The following is a 19,853-nucleotide window of genomic DNA, read 5'->3' on the forward strand; positions in this document are numbered from 1 at the left end:
CGCACGCATCACACTTCTGCGCAGCTGTTATCGGAGTGCGGGAGTGTGGTGCGATGGCGAAGGTGGATGACGCCGAACTGCTGGAGATCGATGGCCGTACCGTGCGGGTCTCCAACCCGCGCAAGCCTTACTTCACGCGCGGCGTGCAGCTCTCGAAGATCGACATTGTGCGGTACTACCTGTCGGTTGCGCCGGGCGCTCTGAATGGCATCCGCGACCGTCCCATCGTGCTGAAGCGCTTTGTCGATGGCGCTGAGAAGGAACCCTTCTACCAGAAGCGAGCGCCCGCAGACAAACCCGACTGGCTGCGCACCGCGACACTCTCCTTTCCCTCCGGCCGCACCGCAGAAGAGGTTGTCGTGGACGACACCGCCGGCCTTGCGTGGATCGTCAACCTTGGCTGCATCGAGCTGCATCCGCATCCCGTACGAACCGGCGACCTTGACCACCCGAACGAACTCCGCATCGACCTCGACCCGCAACCCGGCGTGGCGTGGGACGATGTGCGCTCTGTTGCCATGGAGGTGAAGGCGCTGCTGGATGAGCTGGGGCTTGTCGCGTGGCCAAAAACCAGCGGCTCTCGCGGCATCCACGTTAACGTACGCATCGAGCCACGATGGAGCTTTACTGAAGTTCGCCGAGCAGCGCTGGCTTTGGCACGGGCCGTCGAGCGGCGGTCACCGCTCGCCAGCAGCAAATGGTGGAAGGAGGAGCGCCACGGCGTCTTCCTCGACTACAACCAGAACGCGAAGGACCGCACGACCTGCTCGGCCTACTCGGTGCGTCCGCTGCCCGATGCGCGCGTCAGCACACCGCTGCGCTGGGACGAGGTGATGACCTGCGATCCCGCCGACTTCACGGTGCTCACGGTGCCCGATCGCTTCGCAAAGATCGGCGATCCGCAGGCCGCGATGGACGACCATGCAGGCGTACTCGACGCATTGCTGGAGATGGCCGCGCGCGATGAGGCCGAAGGCATCGGCGACGCCCCGTGGCCACCGCACTTTCGCAAGATGGAGGGCGAGCCCTCCCGCGTGCAGCCTTCGAAGGCTCGCAGCAGCAGTGCAAAGAAGAGTGCCGCAAAGAAGGCTGCGGCCGCAAAGGAGGAGGGATCTGAGGCAGACCCTGCTGCCGAGACGGCTGCGCCAAAGAAGCGTGCGGGCAGACAATCGACGATGCCGCTGATCGTCATCGCGCAGTCGCCGGACAAGGCTGCAGCCGAAGCAGGTCTGGAGCGATGGAAGAAGCAGCATACGGAAGCCGCAGCATTGCTTGCTCCCGACGATGTGCTCGTCGATCGCATGCGTGGCTCGGCCTACATCTGGTACCGCATCCGCGTGAATCTGCGGCATGTGCCGGAGGATCAGCGCCCCGCGCAGGGAACGGTCGATCCCGACGACGACCCAACGCGCGCCTGGCGCGAAGCAAAGGAGCAGCAATGAAACGAACGTTGCGTTCTATGGTTTGGGCGGTATGCGGCCTCGGCGCATGCAGTGCGTTGAGTGGTTGCGTGATGGTGGGCTATTCATCCCGAAGCGGGTTCTTCTTCTGGCCCGGCGGACTTGGGCTGCTCGTACTGCTTGGGATCCTGTGGCTGATCTTCAGCCGCCGGTAGGGTGGAGTCCTCCCTTACGAACTCATCTTCGCGATCTGGAACGTTTGGCGATCTCGGAATGCTTGGAGATTTTGAAAGCCTGGAGATTTCGAATGCTAGGCAATCGCGAATGCTTTGAGATCTCGAATGTTTGGCTTTCGGAAGGGCATGGCTTCAGCCATGCCAACATTGCCTGAAAAGAAGAACGGCTTCAGCCGCTGGGGTACGCTTCTTTCCTCGGAGCAACGAGAAAAGCTAAACCTCAGCGGCTAAAGCCGATTCCTTTCCGATCATGATTTGGCACAGCTAAAGCTGTGCCCTTCCAGACGCCGCGCCTTTGGCCTTCCGACCAGCCGCACCTTTGCCTTCCAAACGCCGCGCCTGTGCCTTAAAACGTAGCGCCTACCGGCTCAGGCGCAGCGCAAACTGAGCCACGCGGGGATCGGTAACCGTTGCCGTGATGCTGCCGAAGGCTGTCGTACCGAACGACCCATTCGGCTGCGCGAAGCCCGGCGTGTTGGTCACGTCGAAGAGTTCCGCACGGAACTCCACATCCGTCTTTTCGCCAATGCGTGTGTGCTTGATCAGCGAAAGATCGCCGTCACGATAGGCCGGTCCGCGCACCGGATTGCGCGATGCGGAGCCGAACTGGAACTGCGGTGTGGTGGCAAAGGCTGCCGTGTTGAAGAAGCGAGCCTTCGTGCGCTGATCCTTGGGCAGCGACGGATTCGCGATCTGGTTGGGCCGCATCAGCGCCACACCGGCGAAGCTGTTGGTGTTGGTCGATTGCGTGACGGTCACCGGCATACCGCTCTGAAGCGTGATGACGGTGTTGATCGTCCATCCACCCAGTGCGGCTGTTGCAAGGCCGTGGCCCGCAAACTTGGGCAGCGCGTAGACCGCCGCCAGTGTCAACACGTTCGGCATGTCGCCATTGGAAGAATCGCGTTCCAGGTACGGGCGGTAGGTGTCCGCTGCAATCAGGGAAGACGAGTTCGGTGACGACAACACCGTCGACGAGAAGACCGACGATGCATCGTCGATCAGCTTCGAATGCGTGTAGCCGAACAGCAGCGACAGGTTGTGCGACATGCGCTGCTCCACCTTCGCTTCGATCGCGTTGTAGTTCGTCTGGCCCGTGTTGTTGCGGTAGATGGAGACATTCTGGAAGCGCGGATAAGGCTTCAGCAACTGGCCGGCTGCGATGGTCCGTGTTCCCAGCGGGCTCGACGCCGGCAGGATGCCGAAGTACGGATTCGCCACCGTCGCGGTCAGCGCTGTGCCCTGCGCAAGCTGCGCCGCGGTCAGCTGATTCAGGTTGCTGTCTGGTATGCCGACATGCACGATGTGCGAGCCAACATACGCGACCTCCACCGAAAGATTATTCGTGATCGCCCGCTGCAAGGCCAGGTTCCACTGCTGTACATAGCCGCTGCCCGCCTTGCGCGTCGCCGTGTAGACGCTCTGTCCCAGGCCTGCATCCGGGGTGTACGCGATCGGTGAAACCGTTGGTCCATTCGATAGCTTGAAGGGTGCCGAGTAGCTATCGGTCGTCTTCTGCTGCACGTTCTGAATGAACGGATACTGCGGCGTGGTGAAGGGCGTCGTGATGCCGCTCTGGTCGATGAAGACAATGCCAAAGCCTGCACGAAGAACGGTCTTCGTGTCCGGCGAGTAAGCCAGACCGAAGCGTGGTGCAACATTTCCCCAATGCAGCTCGCGAGCACTGCGCGAGTTGCCATTCATGCCCAGGTAGTCAAGCTGCTGCGTCGCCAGGTTGAAGATCGCGCCCTGGTTGTGTGTCTCGGTGGACGGCAGGTGCAATGACCAGCGCAGACCTGCGTTGATCGTTAGATTCGGTAGCATGCGCCAGTCGTCCTGCACGAAGAACTCATGGATGTAATCGCGCGGTCGAATGGTGCGTGCCTGCAGATCGATGGAGAAGGTATCCACCTGTCCAAGCAGGAAGCTGGCGAGTGCATTGCCACCCGTCGCGCCTGTTGCTCCCTGGATGTTGGTGCCCGTCGTGGTGAAGGCAAAGGAGCCCGTCGGGTTCGGCGGTGCGATGGCATTCAACTCGTAGCGGCGCAGATCGAAGCCGGCTTTTACCGAATGCGCTCCACGCACCCACTGCACCGTATCGACGAGTTCACCTACGGCAGTCTGGTACTGCGAGAAGGTGCTGGCACTGGGCCCAAGCTGTGCGAATCCCGTCAGCGTGAAGAGCGGCAGAGCGTTGTTGAACGCCGCATTCGTCGGAATACCCGGAATGCCCAGCGAGTTGGAAGCGGTGTTGCCCAGGCTGGTGCCCGCCTGCGTGTTGCCACGCCGCGTGTAGCCGAGGCGGAAGTTATTCAGCACCGCGCCGTTGAAGGTGTGCGTCTCGTTCAGCACCACTTGCTGCCCCGTGATGTGGGTCAGGCCTGTGACATTGCCTGCGCCCAACACCGATCCGCTGATGGCGCCGGAACCGTCCGGCAGCGGTGTCGCCGGCTGTTCGACCTCGTGGTAGTACGTGTAGCGGGCGAAGCCGCGGTCACGCTGTCCATGTGCCGCATCGATGCGTGTATCGAACTGCTGCTGATGATCGTCATCGTTCGCCGTGCGTGTGTAGTTGTTGGCTGCGCCTGAAGAGGTTGGCAGTGGGAAGCGGGCCAGGAGAGCGACTGCCGCGGGGTCCAGCGGCACGTTGATGACGTCGTTCGGGAACTCGGTGCGCGTCAGTCGTCCGCCAACGGTCGTCGTGGTGCTGGGGTTGTAGATGTGTGTGCCGGTGAAGATGCCGGCGCGCTGCGCGACGGTGGGCACCGTTGAGATACGCGTGACGCCGATGCGCTGCAGAACGCCCTGGTAGTCGCCGAAGAAGAACAGGCGGTCATGCAGGATGGGAGCGCCCAGCGTTGCACCGAACAGGTTGCGGCGATACATCGGCTTGCGCGCGGTGGATGTTGCAAACCAGTTGCGTGCGTTCAGGTCTTCATTCCGGAAGTACTCAAACAGGCTGCCGTGGATCTGGTTCGATCCGCTGCGTGTGGCGACGTTGACGACGCCACCATTGAACCGGCCATACTCTGCGGGCACGTTGTTTGCCTCCACAGTGAACTCGCTGATCGAGTCCACAATGGGGAAGAAGGCGACCTGGCCCGGCTCCGGCTGCAATGCGCTGATGCCGTCGAAGAGATATTCATTCGTGCGCGGCCGGCCACCGTTGATGCGCGGCAGCAGCGTACCGGGCGGCAGCGCCACACCGGGTGCAAGCTGCGCAAGCTGGATGAAATTGCGTGTGTTGAGTGGCAGCGCCTGCACGGTGCCGCTGGCGACGGTGGTGGCGATGTTGGAGGTCTGCGACTGCAACAGCGGCGCGTCGGAATTAACGGTTACAGCGTCGGATCCCGATGCGGCAAGTGGAGCATCGAGTCCGACCGTGCCACCCGTGGCAATGGTGATCCCGCTGCGATCATAGGTGGCAAAGCCCGGGCTCTCGACATGCAGGCTGTATGTGCCGGAGACCAGCTGCGGAAAGTCATACAGGCCGTCCGCGCTGCTGGTTGCAGACTGGCGAATGCCGGTGGCGGTCTGCGTCAGGGTGACGTGCGCGCCGGCGACTGCGGCGCCCGTGACGTCGAGGACGCGACCGCGTAGTTCCCCCGCTACCTGGGCTTGCGCAAAGGGAAGCGTACAGGCAGCGAGAGCAAGCGCGCCAACGCGCAGGGTGGTACGTGCATTCCGGAAAGGCATGCTACGAATCTATGCGATTCTATCCGTATAGCCAAGAGATTCTGTCGGCGTGCTTTCAGTCCCTGAACGTACCGCGTAACCAGGCCATGCGAGTTTCTCCGCTAGCTGTCTTTGCGATACAGCATGTTGCGGATGGTGTCGCGGCGCGCTGCATCCATCTCGCTCTTTTCGCGGCGCTGGTCCGCGTCCATGCCAGTCTTCTTGGCAGCCTCAGCGGCTGCTTCCTGCTCTTCTGCAGTGCACTCGGGACAGCGATTGGCGAAGCCCGGTTTGTCGGGCTTCAGCTCGAACTCTTCGCCACACACGGCGCATTTCTTGATGGGGAACGGCATAGCTCCCATGATAAATCCGGTGCAGAACGTCTGCGGTGCCAGGGGACGCCTGCGAACAATTTCGCATCCAATAGTGACGCACAGCGAGACGTGCGGCTCTCGCCCGGAACGGATCCCACACGTGCACCGATCGCTGTCGCTCTTTCTTTGCTCCCTTCTGTCTGTTGGTCTTGCCTCCGGCGAAACCATTCCCGCGAAGCAGCAGCAGGGTTCCCTGCATGCCATGCTGCTGATCTATACCGAATCCGGCAAGCTGGTTGGCGTAGCGGACGATACCAACGTGGCTCATGGCAAAACGTGGACCGCGCGCTTGACGTTGCGCTTTCGCGACGGATCCGTGGATGACGACACCACCGTGTACACGCAGAGACCCGATCTGCATGTCATCAGCGATCACCACATCCAGAAGGGGCCATCCTTTCCGAAGCCGATGGACATGACCGTGGACACAGCCAGCGGCCAGGTGACCTACCACGAGGTGAAAGGCGGCAAGGATGAGGTGAAGACAGACCACCTGGACGTGCCGCAGGATCTGGCCAACGGGCTGCTTGGGCTCGTAGTGCAGAACTTTCCGCGCGGTGTCGATGAGGTGAAGGTCGGTTACATTGTTGCGGCACCCAAGCCGCGACTGGTGAAGCTGGCCATCTCACGCGATGGCCAGGTCGGTTTCACGATTGGCGGCGAGCGTCGCAAGGCAAACAACTTCAAAATCCACTTCGAACTCGGTGGTATCGCGCGCGTGATTGCGCCCATCATCGGCAAGGAACCGGGCGACCTGCACATCTACGCCCTGGGCGGAGAAGCACCGACGTTCATGCGACTGACGGGCGAACTGTACAACGGTGGCACCGTGTACGACCTGGAACTTTCCGGGCCCACGTGGGCTAAGAACGCACCGGCTGCCGCAAAGTAATTGCAGAATCGCCTGCATGCCCTGTTGGCCACGGTTAAACCGTCGTCAATAGGGCATTTCTTCGTATTTCCCTGAGAATTTCCTTGCGGCCCCGCAGCGCGCGGCTCAGTATGGACACATCCCCCGCATACCCGCAGATGGATGGAGTCCGCACGATGGCCACCACCACGTTTCCCCATATCGTTAAACAGCGCGATGCCGTGCTGTACCCGCATGCGCACTGGTACTTCCTGCTGGCCATCGCCACCACGTGGCTTGGCTTTGCGCAAAGCTATTTTGTTGTGATCCGCACCCAGCCGTTGCTGCACCACATCCACGGGGCACTCATGGGTGGGTGGATCGCGCTGCTTATCGTGCAGCCCATCCTGTATCAGCGTGGCAAGATGCGGCTGCACCGCACACTTGGTCGATGGGGCGCTTTCGCGCTGGTGCCGGCGATCATGGTGGTTGGCTTCCTCATGATGCGCAGCGCGCTTATCGCTACGGCGATTCCACCCTTTCTGATAGACCATCTGCTTTTTCTGGATTTCACAGCGCTGTTGCTGTTGCCGACCTACGTGGGACTGGCCATCTATTACGGCCGCAATATCGATCTGCATGCGCGTTATATCGTCTCCACGGTGCTGCTGCTGTTGCCGCCCGCCATCGTGCGCGCGATGCCCATCCTGCCCATCTTCCGGAAGAGTTTCCACGCAGATATCAACATGGGAGTCGGGCTGATGAGCCTGATCCTCGTCGTTCTGCTGATCGACGATGCCCGTCGCGGCAAAGTGCGTGCGCCGTACATGGTGGCACTCGTTGCCAATACGGCCGTCGGCGTCGCCGCCAATTACGCAAAGGACTGGGCCTGGTGGCACGCGCTGACCGCATGGATGGTGCGGTTGTAACGAAGAGTTTCCCGGGCTGTGATGACCGTCACTGCCGCGCTGGACGTATCGCCGTACAACATTGCCATGACGAGCGATCCGGTGGCGATGAATGTGGGGCGCGTGGATATGCTGATGCGCTTTGGCATGGCGGCGGTACTGTTCAGCGCGAATGCCGTGCTGGATGAAGGGCAACGGTGGGTAGCTGTGGCGGGCTTTCTGCCGCTGATGACGGGGCTCTTCCGCTTCTGCCCGCTGTATGACCTGCTGGGCGTTCGGACATGCGGCGCGGAACTGCGTAAGTAACCGACAACCCCGCGCACCCCCAGGGAAAGTGCCGACTGATTAGACTCGAAGCATGAAGTTTCTTTCCGCCCTGGTGCTTTCGTTTCTTGCGGTCGGTACGTGCCGCGTGCAGGCACAGCCTGCTTCGGCTCTCGCTCCGCTCGTGACCAACCAGCGCATTACGCATCCAGCAGAAGGCGCGACCAGCGAGCACGGCGATCTTGGCGGCGTACCCTACCGCATTGAGATACCGGCGCACTGGAACGGATCGCTGGTGGTCTTCTACCACGGCTATTCCTATGTTCCCTTTGGTCCGGAGCTGGACAGGCCGCTCACCAGCCAGGAAACGCCGGAGTACAACCGCGGCTACGCCATCGCGCAGTCAGCCTACTCGCGCACAGGATGGGCGCTGGAGCAGGCCCTGCCGGAGACCGATCGCCTGCGCGAATACTTTGTGAAGCAGTACGGCAAACCGAAGCAGACGTTCGTTACGGGCGGCAGCATGGGCGGTGCGCTGACGATGGTCACCATGGAGCAGCGGCCCGAGGTGTACGACGGCGCACTCGCACTCTGTGGCCGGCTCGGACCCACCGACCCGCCCATGCAGCAGCGCTTCTCCTTCCGCGCGGCCTTCGACTATTACTTTCCCGGTGTCATGCCGCCGCTGGTGCCCACTCCTGCGGACTACATGGACTCCGATGCAAATCGCGCCAAGGTCACCGCAGCCTTGAAGTCCGATCCGGCGAAGGCGCGCAAGATCCGCAACCTGATGCGTCTTCACAACGACGAGGACGTCGCGCACATGATCTCGTACATCGGCTTCATCATTGCCGATTATCAGCAGCGCGCGGGCGGCAATCCGTTTGATAACCGGGACCTCGTCTACAACGGCACGGACCCGGACGACTCGGCCAGCGACAACGATCTGAACGACCACGTGGCCCGCTACGCCGCCGATCCCGTTGCGCATCAGTATCTCGTGCGCAATGTAACGCCGACGGGAAAAGTTCTGAAGCCGATGCTGGCGCTTACAACGACTTACGATCCATTAATCCCTGCGGCGACCATCTCAAGTTATCCGCAGATGATTGCCGCTGCAGGGTTCAGCCAAAACTTCGTGCAGCAGTATGTCAAGCGCGACGGGCACTGCACCATGTCCGGCGAAGAGACGGGTCGCGCCTTCGATGAGCTGGTGAACTGGGTCAACCACGGCAAGCAGCCGAAGGCCGGCCTGCTGCCCTGAGCATTCGATAAGGCTTGGCTCACCGGGCTAGAATGGCCCGCATGTTGAATCGTCGTGAGTTCATGGTGCGGGGAGCCAGTGCGGGTGTCGCCGCGTCTGCGCTGCCGAGCCTGTCGTATGCAGATGCCGTTACGCCGCCAGCAGCATTGGCACCGGTAACCGGTGCGATGCCGTGGAAGATTGATATCTACAGCAAGCACCTCCAGTTCCTGCGCGATCCTCATGAGGTTGCAGCAGCCGCAAAGGCCATGGGCTACGACGGCCTGGACATCACGATCCGGCCCTATCCCGGCCACATTGATCCAGCCCGAGTGAGGCAGGATCTGCCGCCGTTTGTGAACGCCGTTCGCAGCCATGGGGTCGAGGTCCACATGGTGACAGCGCCCATTGCAGATGCCGACTCGCCTCATGCGGAAGCCATCCTGGAGACGGCTGCGTCGCTTGGCATTCATTCCTATTGGTGGGGTTCGTTTCTGTACGTCAAAGGCCAGCCCATCCTGCCGCAGCTTGAGGCGATGCGGCCACGCGTGGCGAAGCTGGCGCGTTTGAATGAGAAGTACGGCATGACCGCCATGTATCACTGCTACGGCGGGGAGCACACTGTGAACGACAAGGTCTACGTCAGCGGGCCCATGTGGGATCTGCTCCACGTGCTGAAGGACCAGGATCCGCGCTTCGTCGGCATCCAGTGGGATAGCTGCCACATGACCAACGCCGGCGGCATGCGGACATGGGAACTGAACCTGCGCGCGGCTGGTCCGTACATCCGCGGCGTCTCCTGGAAGGATTCACTGCCGGAGAAGGCGGCAGACGGCCGCTGGCTGCCGCACTATCTGCCGCTCGGCCACGGCAACGTGGAACTCGCACGAGCCAACGCCGTCCTGCGCGAGATCGGCTTCAACGGCCCCATGGAAATTCAGCCGGAGCATATGAAGGGTGCCGCAGGCGACGGCAAAGACACGCTCACCGAGCCCAAAGAATGGGTTTTCGCCACCATGACCGAGGATCTGCGCATGCTGCGTGCGGCGATCGCGGAGAGCGAGAGTTACAAGCTCTAGATCGCTGGAGTGGGTGCTGAGCAAGCATCGTCTCCGCACACCGCGAGAGGCTCGCATTCGCCGGGAAGAGCAGTCATCACTTCGGCTGCGGCAGGTAGCCAACTGCCCCGAGTGATGGAGGTCACTGACAGAGCCTTTCCGCTGCCCTAGAACAGGCGTAGAGGTTATGCCATGAGGAATGTTGGAGTGGTGGATATGGTGGTGCGCCTGGTGCTGGCGGCGGTGCTACTCAGTCTGTTCATCCTGCTGCCGGGAAATCTGCGATGGATCGGGCTGATCGGCTTCGTGCCGCTGGTGACGGCGATCTTTCGCTTCTGCCCGCTGTATACCCTGCTCGGTGTGCAGACGCGCGGCGCGCGGTTCAGTCGATAAAGCTGGATCTTCTGCCGACGAGCAATTTATTAACTCTCTCGCGTAACCAGTTTTGCTTGCAGGTGCTTCACAGTCCCTGAACGTTAGTCGGGGACGATAAGTGAGGAAACACCTCTGGACAAGAATTTATGAGAGGGAGTACAAGATCATCGCCGGTCGTGGATGCGGCCGTGCGGAGGTGAGTGCCATGGACCAGGTTAATGTCGGTGCTCTCGATATGTTTTTACGCTTTTTATTGGCAATGATGCTGTTCACGCTTGCGACGTTCCTGCAGGGTGACTGGCGATGGCTGGCGCTGCTGGGCCTGGTGCCGCTCTTTAACGCAGTCTTCCGCTTCTGCCCGATCTATGCCGCGCTCGGCTGGTCAACGTGCGATGAGGGCCGCCAGAAGCGTCATCTGCACGCTGCTCACTAAGGTAGTCGCTCACGAATATCTTGCCGAATAATCCAGCCTCAGGACTGGGTTAACCTGGCGGCGCTGCTTCGCAGCTTGCGATCATTCGGCGGGGAGCGGATGGCTTACTTCGAAAATGGATGCTGCGAGAGCGACCGACGCCGCAAAGAAAGCCCGCTGCATCAGCAGCGGGCTTTCTCTTGCGAAGAATGATGAGGATTTAGCTGCGAATCACCGTCCGCAGGTGCAGATCGCGCAACTGCTGTTCCGTCGGTTCGCTCGGTGCCTGCACCATCAGGTCAACGGCCTTGGCAGTCTTCGGGAACGCGATCACCTCGCGCAGCGAAGTCGCTCCGGCCAGCAGCATCACGATACGGTCCAGCCCCAGCGCGATGCCGCCGTGCGGAGGCGTGCCGTACTCAAGCGCTTCCAGGAAGAAGCCGAAGCGTTCCCTGGCCTCTGCTTCATCCATGCCCAGCGAGCGGAAGATCTCCTGCTGCACGTCCTTGCGGTGGATACGGATGGACCCGGAACCAAGCTCAAGACCGTTCAGTACTACGTCATAGGCCAGTGCGCGGACGATGCCCTTGTCATTGAACAGCGCGCCGGACTTGATGTCGTCCTCATGCGGCGAGGTGAACGGGTGGTGCGCCGCGTCCCAGGTTTTCTTCTCCTCGTTGAACTCGTACATCGGGAAGTCGGTGACCCACAGGAACTTGTAATCCTCCGCGGTGCCCTTCTTCTCGAAGAGCTTGTGCTTGTCCGCGTACTTCTTTGCCAGTTCCAGGCGCAGCGCGCCCACACGCTTTGGAATCCACTGGCGATCGAAGTTCCACATCGCCGGTGTGCCCAGCTTGGGCGTGATGACGATCGCGAGATCCTCCGTCGTGAAGCTGTCGCCGTTGAAGGCGATGGTGGTCGCATTCAGGTGGCTGCCAATCTCTTCGGCCAGCGGCATGAAGGCTTCCGCGGTGCGCAGTCGAACGAGGTCGAGGATGTCGAGGCCGCTCTCACCGAAGAAGGTGCGAATCTCGCTCAGCAGCGCCTTACGCGCGGTGCCACTCAGTTCGCCAACCCTGGGGATGACGAAGCCGTAGACCGGCAGGTCCTGCTCGATCTTGAGCGTGGTGCGGATCTCAGGCGTCAGCGTGGCTGTCAGGTCGGCCATGTGCGGCAGACGCATGTCCGGCTTGTCGATGCCGTACTTAGTGATGGCCTGGTCGTAGGTCATGCGCAGGAACGGCGTCTGGATGGTGGTGCCCGCCGCCGCGAAGGCAGCGACCAGGAAGCGCTCGGCCACGCCGAAGACCGTCTCCTGCGTGGGGAAGCTGATCTCCAGATCGATCTGCGTAAATTCCGGCTGGCGGTCGGCGCGCAGGTCTTCATCGCGGAAGCAGCGGGCGATCTGGAAGTAGCGGTCGAAGCCGCCAATCATCAGGATCTGCTTGAAGATCTGCGGCGACTGCGGCAGCGCATAGAACTCGCCAGGGTGAACGCGCGACGGGACCAGGTAGTCGCGAGCGCCTTCCGGCGTGGAGCGCGTCATGAAAGGCGTCTCGATCTCGAGGAACCCTTCGCTCGAAAGCTGGCTCCGGACGGCCTGTGCGACCTTGTGGCGCAGCAGGAAGTTCGCCTGCATCTCCGGCCGGCGCAGGTCGAGGTAGCGGTACTGCAGGCGCAGCTCTTCATTGCCGATGGCGTCTTCCGCGGGCGAGAACGGCGGTGTCTTCGCATCGCTCAGCAGCAGCAGGTCCGTGCAGACGACTTCGATGTCGCCGGTGGGCATGTTCGGGTTCTCAAGACCTTCAAACCGCTGGCGAACCGTGCCGATGGCGGCCACGACAAACTCCGGCCGCGATGCCTCGGCCTTCTCGAGCGCAAGGCCCGAGCGTGACTTGTCGACGACGATCTGCGTAATGCCGGTGCGGTCGCGCAGGTCCAGAAAGATGAGGTCGCCGTGATCGCGGCGGCGATTGACCCACCCCATTAGGGTGACGGTCTGGCCGGCGTCGGCGGAACGAAGGTCGCCGCACATGTGCGTGCGCTGGTGCTGTCCAAGAAAGTCGAGTGTCACGATGCTTCTATTGTACGAACTTCGGGGCCTCTGGTTGGTCCCGTCGCGCCGCTTTCCGCATGGTTGCGATGATTGCGGCGCATCCGAGGGCCGGCAGGGCCATCGCCGCGATGCCCCGGCCGTAGCTGCCGGTCAAGTCGCGCATGAACCCGATCCAGTACGGACCCAGGAAACCGCCAAACATGGCGATCATGTTGATGACCGCCACGCCCACCGCCGCCCTGCGTCCTGTGGGGTCACGCAAAAATGAAGCCGGCAGTGCCCAGGCCGGCCCCTGCATCCCGTTGAAGCCCAGTATGACGATGCCCAGGCCAAGGATCGCCGAGACCGGCGTATGGCCCAGACCGTAGACCAGGAAGCCGCCCGCCAGCAGGCCGCACCACGGCAGAATGTGCGCGTACCGGTCAGCCTGCGTGCCGAGTGCGCGCGCGGCTCGCTGCCGGCTGTCGGAGAAGCGAGCTCCCAGCAGCATCGCCCCGGCTCCAAGCAGGGAAAGCGCGGCCACAATGTAGCCGATGCGGGCCGAACTGAAGCCTGTGGCCGCTTGCAGCACGGAGGGTGCCGAGAACGTGTAGGCGTAGGAGCAGCCAAGGCACATCAGGTTGAAGAAGCCTAATTGCCAGATCCGCCGGTTGCGGAGGGCTGCGGCGATAGCGCCGTGGCTATGCGTCACGGAGGCGGCGTCTTCCGTGGTTCTCTGGTGGATCCACTGTTTCTCCGCGGTCGTCAGCCACTTGGCATCTGCCGGGCTGGATGGCAGGAAGAACAGGAACACGATGCCCAGCAGGATGGGCGGTAGTCCCTCCACCAGGAAGAGCCACTGCCAGCCGTGCAGCCCGGCGCGGCCTTCCAGACCCAGCAGCGCGCCTGCGGCGGCCCCCATGAAGACCGAGGAGAGCGGCAGCGCGATGTAGAACTGGCTGAAGGCGCTGGCGCGCAGCTCCGGTGGGAACCACCGCATGAAGTAGTAGACGACGCCAGGGAAGAAGCCTGCCTCCGCCATGCCCAGCAGGAATCGTGCCAGGTAGAACTGGTGCGGCGTGCGGACCAGCATCATGCCCATGGCCAGCAGACCCCACGTGATCATGATGCGCGACAGCCAAACCCGGGCGCCAAAGCGATGCAGCGCCAGGTTCGAAGGGATCTCGCTGGCTGCGTAGCTCAGGAAGAACAGCCCCGCGCCGAAGCCGTAGACGGTCGCGCTCAGGTGCAGATCGCGGTTCATGCCCAGCGCGGCAAAGCTGATGTTGACGCGGTCGATGTACGCCGCGCAGTAGCCAAGGCCGATGAGCGGCACAATGCGCAGGCGCACCTTGCGCATGGCTGATCGGCCGACGGCTTCGGCAGTATCCACTTCAGGGTGCAGCGATGTTGGCACGGTTCTCCTGCGGGGATGGCGTGAGTTTGCTGCGTGGGATTGGGTGATTGGAGTGAGCTTACTGCATCTGATGGCAAACCGGGTTCAGGCTCTGCGCGATGTTGCCCAGGAAGCATCCAAACAGCCTGCGCGTGAACGTAGCGAGCAGAGGTGCATACGGTGAGGCAAGCGATGACGGGGACACAGCGATCAAGATGGATGGGGATCGCGCTGGCTGCGGCAGGCTGGTCGCTTTGTGCGCACGGTCAGACGGCAGAGATGAATCCGACGCGCCCCACCGTCGCCAACAGCGCCGCCATCCAGGGCAAGGGCACGGTGCAGGTTGAGACTGGCTACGATGCCTATCCCGGAGCCATGCAGACGGTCGACACCGCCCTCTACTACGCCCCGCTCGATCGCTTGAGGCTCGACTTCATCTGGTCTGCGTTCTCGCACGAGGTGAACGACGACAACACGACGACCAACGGCATCAGCACGCTGCAGATCGGTGGCAAGGTCGAGCTCAAGAAAGAGGACTATCACCGCTGGGCGCCGGGCATCGCGGTGCAGTACGAAGCGGAGTTGCCGACAGCCTCAAAGAGCGATCTGCAGGGCTACGGGCAGCAGGCCATCCTGCTCCTGAACCACCATTACGGCAAGAACGGCGACCTCGACATCATGCTCAACGGGTCCATCGTGCAGGAGGGCTGCCGTGACGCCACCGGCTGCCGCTACGGCGGTCAGCAATCCTTCGCTGTGAGCTACCACGTCACTAAGTCGACGCGCCTCTACGGCGAGGTCTTCGGGCAGAACAACTCGCAGTCCAATACACCGCCGGGAACGTATGTCTTCGCGGGTTTTTACCACCCCTTGAGCGACTCCTTCGGCATCGACGGCGGCATGCGCTTCGGCGTCACGCCAGGCTCAAGCTCCTATGGGACAACAGTGGGACTTGTCTTCGGAAGACACGTGCACGGCAACGACAAGCCGTCACACTAATTGAACTGCGGTGGTCAACTGCTACAGATCTTTCGGTTGCAACCCCGTCTGCTTCGCGATCCTTGCAAGCATCTTCGGTCCGATCTCTTCTCCATCGTGGAAGGCCCACGTAAAGGGCGGGAAGCCAGGTCGAAGAAGTTGAAGATGAGAGCCGACCGCAGGACGGCTACCTTCGACCCAACCGATGGACTTGAGCGCGCGCAGAACTCGCTTCGATTTACTACTCGGCCAGACACTCACGCGGCGGCGAAGCCGACGTGATCGGTGGTCGCCTGATCGCGCTCCAGCTGGTCTGCCGTGACACGTAATGCCAACGCCTGGACTCTTGATGCGGCCTCTGCCTTCGTCGCGCCGTAGACCATCACGCCGGGCAAAGAAGGAATCTCGGCGATCCAGCGGCCGTCGTCTTCCTGCTCGAACTCGATTTCATAGTCCATGCGGGAAGTATAGCTCCGCTCTACCGCAGTAAAGCGGCATCCTTCCCCTTCGGCAGGATCTTCCGGAAGTCGGCATGCGTCAGCGCCTCAGCACCCCGCGCAAACTCCATCGCGGCACGGTACCGCTTCGCTTTAAGCGCCACAACAGCAGCACGCGACATGCTGCGATAAATGGTCTGAATGGCGCGAGGAGCCTCCGCGCAGGCGCCATGATCCTCGGCACGCTGCAGCAGATGTTCCACCTCTTCGTGCAGTGCCGAGAGGAGTGATGCAGCAACGCTTTCATCCGCGGGCTGCGTGTTCTGCAGGATCGCAAAAAGATTGTGCTCAGACGCCCGCAGCAGCTCCGCAGCATCCTTCGCCTGTTCGGCGCGCATGGCATTCTGCGCATGGGTTGCAAGCGTCTGTGCGTCTTCCGTCCCGCCGGGCAGCGCCGCTGCCAGTGACTGAATGCGGCCAAGATGTTCGTAGGCCCGGCGAGTGTCCTTGCCCGGGTTGCCGTGCGCGGACTTCTTCGCAGCATGTTTGGCTGCGTGTTTCGCGGGTGCTTTCTTGGCCGCCTTTTTCGCGGACTTCTTTGCTGCCGTTCCTGCTATCTGCTTCAGAGCCACAATCCCACCTTCAACGCGAGCGCCTACAGGCACGCGTGACTTGTCGGAGCGCAGCGACGCCGAAGGGGTTGCACGTGTGGCGGAAGGGTGCGCGACTACCCCAGGCCGCGTTCCACCATGTCCAGCAGACGCTTGCCAAACTGCTGTGCCGTCGGCGCATCGATGCCGCGCAGCGGACCGTCCAGCATCAGGATCGACATGCCATGCACGGTTGACCAGGCCAGGAACTCGGCGCCGGGCCGATCCTTCGCCTTCAGAATGCCGGCATCGACCATACGATCCAGCGCAAGGCTTAGCAGTTGAAAGGGATTCATCCCGGTCTGACCGGCGTTCGCAGGATTCGGTGGTTGCTGAAAGACCGGCGCGGGCACGCTGAATGCTGTGTGGAAGAGACCCGGCTCGCGCAGCGCGAAGTCCATGTACGCCTTACCCACGGCACGCAGGCTGCGCCGCGCGTAGCTGGCAGCATCTTTGCCGGGGCGGATGGCGCTGAGTTCGGCTTCAATCGCCACAGCCAATGCGGCGATGGAGGCCGAGCGCACGGCGGAGAGCAGCTCTGCCTGGTTGTGAAAGTGACGGTACGCCGCGTTCGGCACCACGCCCGCCCGCCGTGTCGCCTCCCGCAGAATCACCGCCTCCGGCCCACCCGTGCGAGCCATGTCCAGACCCGCGTCCAGCAGCGCGCGTCGCAGGTCGCCGTGGCGAAACGTAGTCCGTGCCGCAGATTCTGCGCGTGGTGAGGTGGGTCGTGGCATCCAGTTATTTCCAAGTCTAACGAAAATTCATAGTCCTGCATCTGGACAGAGTCTGCCTTCTTGCGTACATTGTGGACGTTGTACACATAGGGACAGACGGTGGGGTGAGTTATGACCAAAAGTGGATTTGTCTGGTACGAGTTGATGACGAACGGCGCCCTGGACGCCGCGGTTTCGTTCTACAAGCACGTAGCTGGCTGGGATATCCGGGACAGCGGCATGCCGGGCATGCAGTACATGATCTTCGGCAAGGATGGCAAAGACGTCGGCGGCATGATGAGCTGGAAGGCCGTTGGCCAGCCGGACATGCCCACCGAGTGGGTCGCACACATCTACACCGCGAACGTCGACGCTGAGGTCGAAGCCGTTGTGAAAGACGGTGGCACGCAGATCCAGCCGCCACGTGACATCCCCGGTGTCGGCCGCTTCGCCGTCGTGACCGACCCGCAGGGTGCGAAGTTCCTGCTCTTCCAGCCGGGCCAGGCGTATGCACCGCCGCGCCTTGCGCAGAACGAGGTCGGCAACGTGGGCTGGCACGAACTGATCACGACCGACTGGGAGAAAGCATGGGAGTTCTACAGCAAGCACTACGGCTGGCAGAAGGACTTCGCCATGGACATGAAGGAGATGGGCATCTACCAGACCTTCCGTATCGACACCGACCGGTACATCGGCGCCATGATGAACATTCCGCCCTTCATGAAAGATCTGAAGCCCGGCTGGCTCTTCTACTTCCAGGTTGCGGATGCCGACGCCGGCGCAAAACGCATCACGGAGAACGGCGGCACGATAACGCACGGGCCAATGGATGTCCCCGGCGGCTCACGCATCGTGCAGGGCATCGATCCGCAGGGCGGTCGCTTCGCACTGGTGTCCACCAGCAGCACAGCCCCGGCCTACGGCGCATAAGCGGGCGCCCCACATCCTGCAGGGATGTGGGTTCCTTCTTGCGAGTCCTTGATGCTGGAATGTGCTCTCCGGCGGGGCCGTGGCGTCAGCCGCGCCGGATCAGCACGCAAATCTTGACGCAGGTTCTTTCGGAGGGGCATGGCTGAAGCCATACCCCTCCGAAAGCTTCTACGCAGTGACAGTGACAGCCTCGGGCACACCGGACAACCAATCGCGCCACGCATTCAGACCGCGCTCGCACTGGATCCGGTGGCGTTCCTTCTTGTCGCGAATCTTCTTGCGCAGCTCTTCCTCCAGCGGCATCAGCAGGTCGAACGTGACGTTCGCCGGCTGGAAGCGCTTCGCATCCGTATGGGTAATGTAGTGAACCAACGACCCATGCGCCGACAGGCGCGGCGCGGGTGTCGGCTGCTCCCCGCGCACAAGAGCCGCGGCAAAACGGCCCGCCAGCATGCCTCCTGCGATCGATTCCGTATAACCCTCCACACCGCTCAACTGTCCGGCAATCATCACCTGTGGATGCGCACGCAGCTGCAGCGTCTCCGTCAGCAGTGTGGGGCTGTTGATGTAGGTGTTGCGATGGATCTGGCCGAAGCGCAGGAAGGTCGCATTCTCCAGCCCGGGGATCAGCCGCAGGATGCGCTGCTGGTCGCCGTACTTGATGTGGTTCTGAAAGCCCACCAGGTTATAGCTGTCCGCGCGCAGATTCTCCTGGCGCAGCTGGACGACGGCGTACGGCGTGATCTCCGTGCCCGGGTAGCGCAGGCCCACGGGCTTCATGCAGCCGAAGCGCAGTGTGTCCTTGCCGCGGCGCGCGATCTCCTCAATCGGCAGGCAGCCTTCGAAGTAGTCGAGCTTCTCCCAATCCTTCGCTTCGACTTCCTGCGCAGCAATCAGCGCGTCGTAAAAGACGTCGTACTCTTCCTTCGTGAAGGGGCAGTTGATGTAGTCCGCGCTGCCTTTGTCCCAACGCGCCTTGAAGTACACGCGATCCATGTTGATCGTCGTCGCGTCCACCACGGGAGCGATCGAGTCATAGAACGAAAGGTGATCGGCGCCTGTCAGCCGCTGCAGATCCGTCGTCAATGACGGCGAGGTCAGCGGCCCGCTGGCCAGCACGGTAATGTGATCGCCGTTCTCTTCAATGGAGGTGACTTCCTCGCGAACCACGGTGATCCGCGGCTCGGCTGCGATGCGCTCGGCAACGCGCCGCGAAAACTCCACGCGATCGACCGCCAGCGCATGGCCCGCAGGTACGGCGCAGGCATCGGCCTCCGCCAGCAGGACCGATCCGGCGAGCCGCATCTCCTGTTTCAGCAGCCACGGCGCGGTGTTCTCGCTTTCGCTCTTCAAGCTGTTGGAGCAGACAAGTTCGGCAAAGTCGCTGGTCTGGTGCGCTTCGGTGGAACGGTGGGGGCGCATCTCGTACAGCGTGACCTCACAGCCAGCACGCGCCGCCTGCAAAGCGGCCTCGGGGCCGGCGAGTCCGCCGCCAATTACTTTGATCTTCTTCACACTTCTATTGTCTCGCGGATTTCTTTTGAACTTTTTACGGCGGAAAGCGTAGGAATATCTGTGCGGACGTAGGCTTCTGGAAACCCGCACCGAGGCCCATTGATGCTTTGCCTGATCCTGATTGTCCTGTTCTTCAGCCGCCGGTACTACTGGAATGGCTACGGGCCATACAACTATTACGGCGCACCCTATTGTGGCGGATACCCCTACAACGCTTATCCGTACGGCGCCTACAGCTACTACGATCCCTATTGGCGCTACGCCCGCTACTACGGCTACCGCGGCGTCTACCAGCCGTATCGGGGTTACTAACGCGCCGCAGGCGTCGCGACAGGTCTGCTGACACGGCACGAGTGTAGGCAGACCTGCTGATGCGGCACAGGTGCACTTTGTTCGGAAGG

General features: G+C 62.0%; 20 protein-coding genes. 11 read left to right on the forward strand and 9 right to left on the reverse strand.

Annotation, left to right across the window (positions count from 1 at the left end; all coding sequences use genetic code 11):
* The first annotated feature begins 53 nt into the window (after nt 1–53).
* Nucleotides 54–1,442 carry a DNA polymerase domain-containing protein gene (locus BLW03_RS12955; protein ID WP_074654461.1) on the forward strand — a complete coding sequence of 463 codons (1,389 nt, stop codon included), beginning with the start codon at nt 54–56 and terminating at the stop codon, nt 1,440–1,442.
* Between the two features lie 554 nt (nt 1,443–1,996).
* Here the strand turns inward: BLW03_RS12955 and BLW03_RS12960 are convergent.
* Nucleotides 1,997–5,332 (reverse strand): TonB-dependent receptor, encoded by a 3,336-nt coding sequence (locus BLW03_RS12960; protein ID WP_074654462.1) that lies wholly within the window; start codon nt 5,330–5,332, stop codon nt 1,997–1,999.
* A gap of 101 nt (nt 5,333–5,433) precedes the next feature.
* On the reverse strand, nt 5,434–5,664 hold the full coding sequence (locus BLW03_RS12965) for a hypothetical protein (protein WP_074654463.1): 231 nt from the start codon (nt 5,662–5,664) through the stop codon (nt 5,434–5,436).
* A gap of 121 nt (nt 5,665–5,785) precedes the next feature.
* Between BLW03_RS12965 and BLW03_RS12970 the strand changes: the two genes are divergently transcribed.
* The 7 genes from BLW03_RS12970 to BLW03_RS13000 all read left to right on the forward strand — a co-directional run bounded on the left by BLW03_RS12970 (nt 5,786) and on the right by BLW03_RS13000 (nt 10,816).
* The gene (locus tag BLW03_RS12970) at nt 5,786–6,577 is read left to right on the forward strand and encodes a hypothetical protein (RefSeq protein ID WP_083350519.1); all 792 of its coding nucleotides are present in this window, start codon (nt 5,786–5,788) and stop codon (nt 6,575–6,577) included.
* Nucleotides 6,578–6,732: 155 nt separating this feature from the next.
* Nucleotides 6,733–7,464 carry a hypothetical protein gene (locus BLW03_RS12975; RefSeq protein ID WP_139285197.1) on the forward strand — a complete coding sequence of 244 codons (732 nt, stop codon included), beginning with the start codon at nt 6,733–6,735 and terminating at the stop codon, nt 7,462–7,464.
* Between the two features lie 21 nt (nt 7,465–7,485).
* Nucleotides 7,486–7,749, forward strand: coding sequence for a YgaP family membrane protein (locus tag BLW03_RS12980; protein ID WP_244502073.1), 264 nt, complete (start codon nt 7,486–7,488; stop codon nt 7,747–7,749).
* Nucleotides 7,750–7,801: 52 nt separating this feature from the next.
* Nucleotides 7,802–8,971, forward strand: coding sequence for a DUF6351 family protein (locus BLW03_RS12985; RefSeq protein ID WP_074654465.1), 1,170 nt, complete (start codon nt 7,802–7,804; stop codon nt 8,969–8,971).
* Nucleotides 8,972–9,012: 41 nt separating this feature from the next.
* A complete protein-coding gene (locus BLW03_RS12990; protein WP_170835033.1) occupies nt 9,013–10,029 on the forward strand; it encodes a sugar phosphate isomerase/epimerase family protein in 1,017 nt (338 codons plus the stop codon).
* Nucleotides 10,030–10,200: 171 nt separating this feature from the next.
* Nucleotides 10,201–10,401: a YgaP family membrane protein gene (locus BLW03_RS12995; RefSeq protein ID WP_074654467.1), complete on the forward strand. Its 201-nt coding sequence runs from the start codon at nt 10,201–10,203 to the stop codon at nt 10,399–10,401.
* 187 nt (nt 10,402–10,588) lie between these two features.
* Nucleotides 10,589–10,816, forward strand: coding sequence for a YgaP family membrane protein (locus BLW03_RS13000; protein WP_074654468.1), 228 nt, complete (start codon nt 10,589–10,591; stop codon nt 10,814–10,816).
* A 199-nt stretch (nt 10,817–11,015) separates the two neighbouring features.
* On the opposite strand, the gene aspS is transcribed toward BLW03_RS13000, so the two are convergent.
* Both aspS and BLW03_RS13010 read right to left on the reverse strand, forming a co-directional pair.
* Nucleotides 11,016–12,869 carry an aspartate--tRNA ligase gene (gene aspS, locus BLW03_RS13005; RefSeq protein ID WP_280138031.1) on the reverse strand — a complete coding sequence of 618 codons (1,854 nt, stop codon included), beginning with the start codon at nt 12,867–12,869 and terminating at the stop codon, nt 11,016–11,018.
* 7 nt (nt 12,870–12,876) lie between these two features.
* Nucleotides 12,877–14,247, reverse strand: coding sequence for an MFS transporter (locus BLW03_RS13010; protein WP_244502074.1), 1,371 nt, complete (start codon nt 14,245–14,247; stop codon nt 12,877–12,879).
* A gap of 198 nt (nt 14,248–14,445) precedes the next feature.
* Between BLW03_RS13010 and BLW03_RS13015 the strand changes: the two genes are divergently transcribed.
* Nucleotides 14,446–15,225, forward strand: a complete 780-nt coding sequence (locus BLW03_RS13015) for a hypothetical protein (RefSeq protein WP_212733197.1) — start codon at nt 14,446–14,448, stop codon at nt 15,223–15,225.
* Between the two features lie 21 nt (nt 15,226–15,246).
* Here the strand turns inward: BLW03_RS13015 and BLW03_RS13020 are convergent, their stop codons facing one another.
* The 4 genes from BLW03_RS13020 to BLW03_RS13035 form a co-directional block, all read right to left on the reverse strand.
* Nucleotides 15,247–15,465, reverse strand: a complete 219-nt coding sequence (locus BLW03_RS13020) for a type II toxin-antitoxin system HicA family toxin (RefSeq protein ID WP_074654470.1) — start codon at nt 15,463–15,465, stop codon at nt 15,247–15,249.
* Nucleotides 15,462–15,662 (reverse strand): type II toxin-antitoxin system HicB family antitoxin, encoded by a 201-nt coding sequence (locus BLW03_RS13025; protein WP_074654471.1) that lies wholly within the window; start codon nt 15,660–15,662, stop codon nt 15,462–15,464. The genes BLW03_RS13020 and BLW03_RS13025 overlap by 4 nt, the downstream gene beginning before the upstream one ends.
* 20 nt (nt 15,663–15,682) lie before the next feature.
* Nucleotides 15,683–16,273, reverse strand: a complete 591-nt coding sequence (locus BLW03_RS20875) for a hypothetical protein (protein WP_074654472.1) — start codon at nt 16,271–16,273, stop codon at nt 15,683–15,685.
* A gap of 95 nt (nt 16,274–16,368) precedes the next feature.
* Nucleotides 16,369–17,028: a TetR/AcrR family transcriptional regulator gene (locus tag BLW03_RS13035; RefSeq protein WP_074654473.1), complete on the reverse strand. Its 660-nt coding sequence runs from the start codon at nt 17,026–17,028 to the stop codon at nt 16,369–16,371.
* Nucleotides 17,029–17,139: 111 nt separating this feature from the next.
* Between BLW03_RS13035 and BLW03_RS13040 the strand changes: the two genes are divergently transcribed.
* The gene (locus BLW03_RS13040) at nt 17,140–17,937 is read left to right on the forward strand and encodes a VOC family protein (RefSeq protein WP_074654474.1); all 798 of its coding nucleotides are present in this window, start codon (nt 17,140–17,142) and stop codon (nt 17,935–17,937) included.
* Nucleotides 17,938–18,105: 168 nt separating this feature from the next.
* Here the strand turns inward: BLW03_RS13040 and trmFO are convergent, their stop codons facing one another.
* Nucleotides 18,106–19,452, reverse strand: a complete 1,347-nt coding sequence (gene trmFO / locus BLW03_RS13045) for a methylenetetrahydrofolate--tRNA-(uracil(54)-C(5))-methyltransferase (FADH(2)-oxidizing) TrmFO (protein ID WP_074654475.1) — start codon at nt 19,450–19,452, stop codon at nt 18,106–18,108.
* 102 nt (nt 19,453–19,554) lie between these two features.
* Here trmFO and BLW03_RS13050 point away from each other — a divergent pair, with 102 nt between their 5' ends.
* Complete coding sequence (locus BLW03_RS13050) at nt 19,555–19,764, forward strand: hypothetical protein (protein WP_074654476.1); 210 nt, start codon at nt 19,555–19,557, stop codon at nt 19,762–19,764.
* Nucleotides 19,765–19,853: the final 89 nt, after the last annotated feature.

The organism is Terriglobus roseus, assembly GCF_900105625.1.
Taxonomy (GTDB): Bacteria; Acidobacteriota; Terriglobia; order Terriglobales; family Acidobacteriaceae; genus Terriglobus; species Terriglobus roseus_B.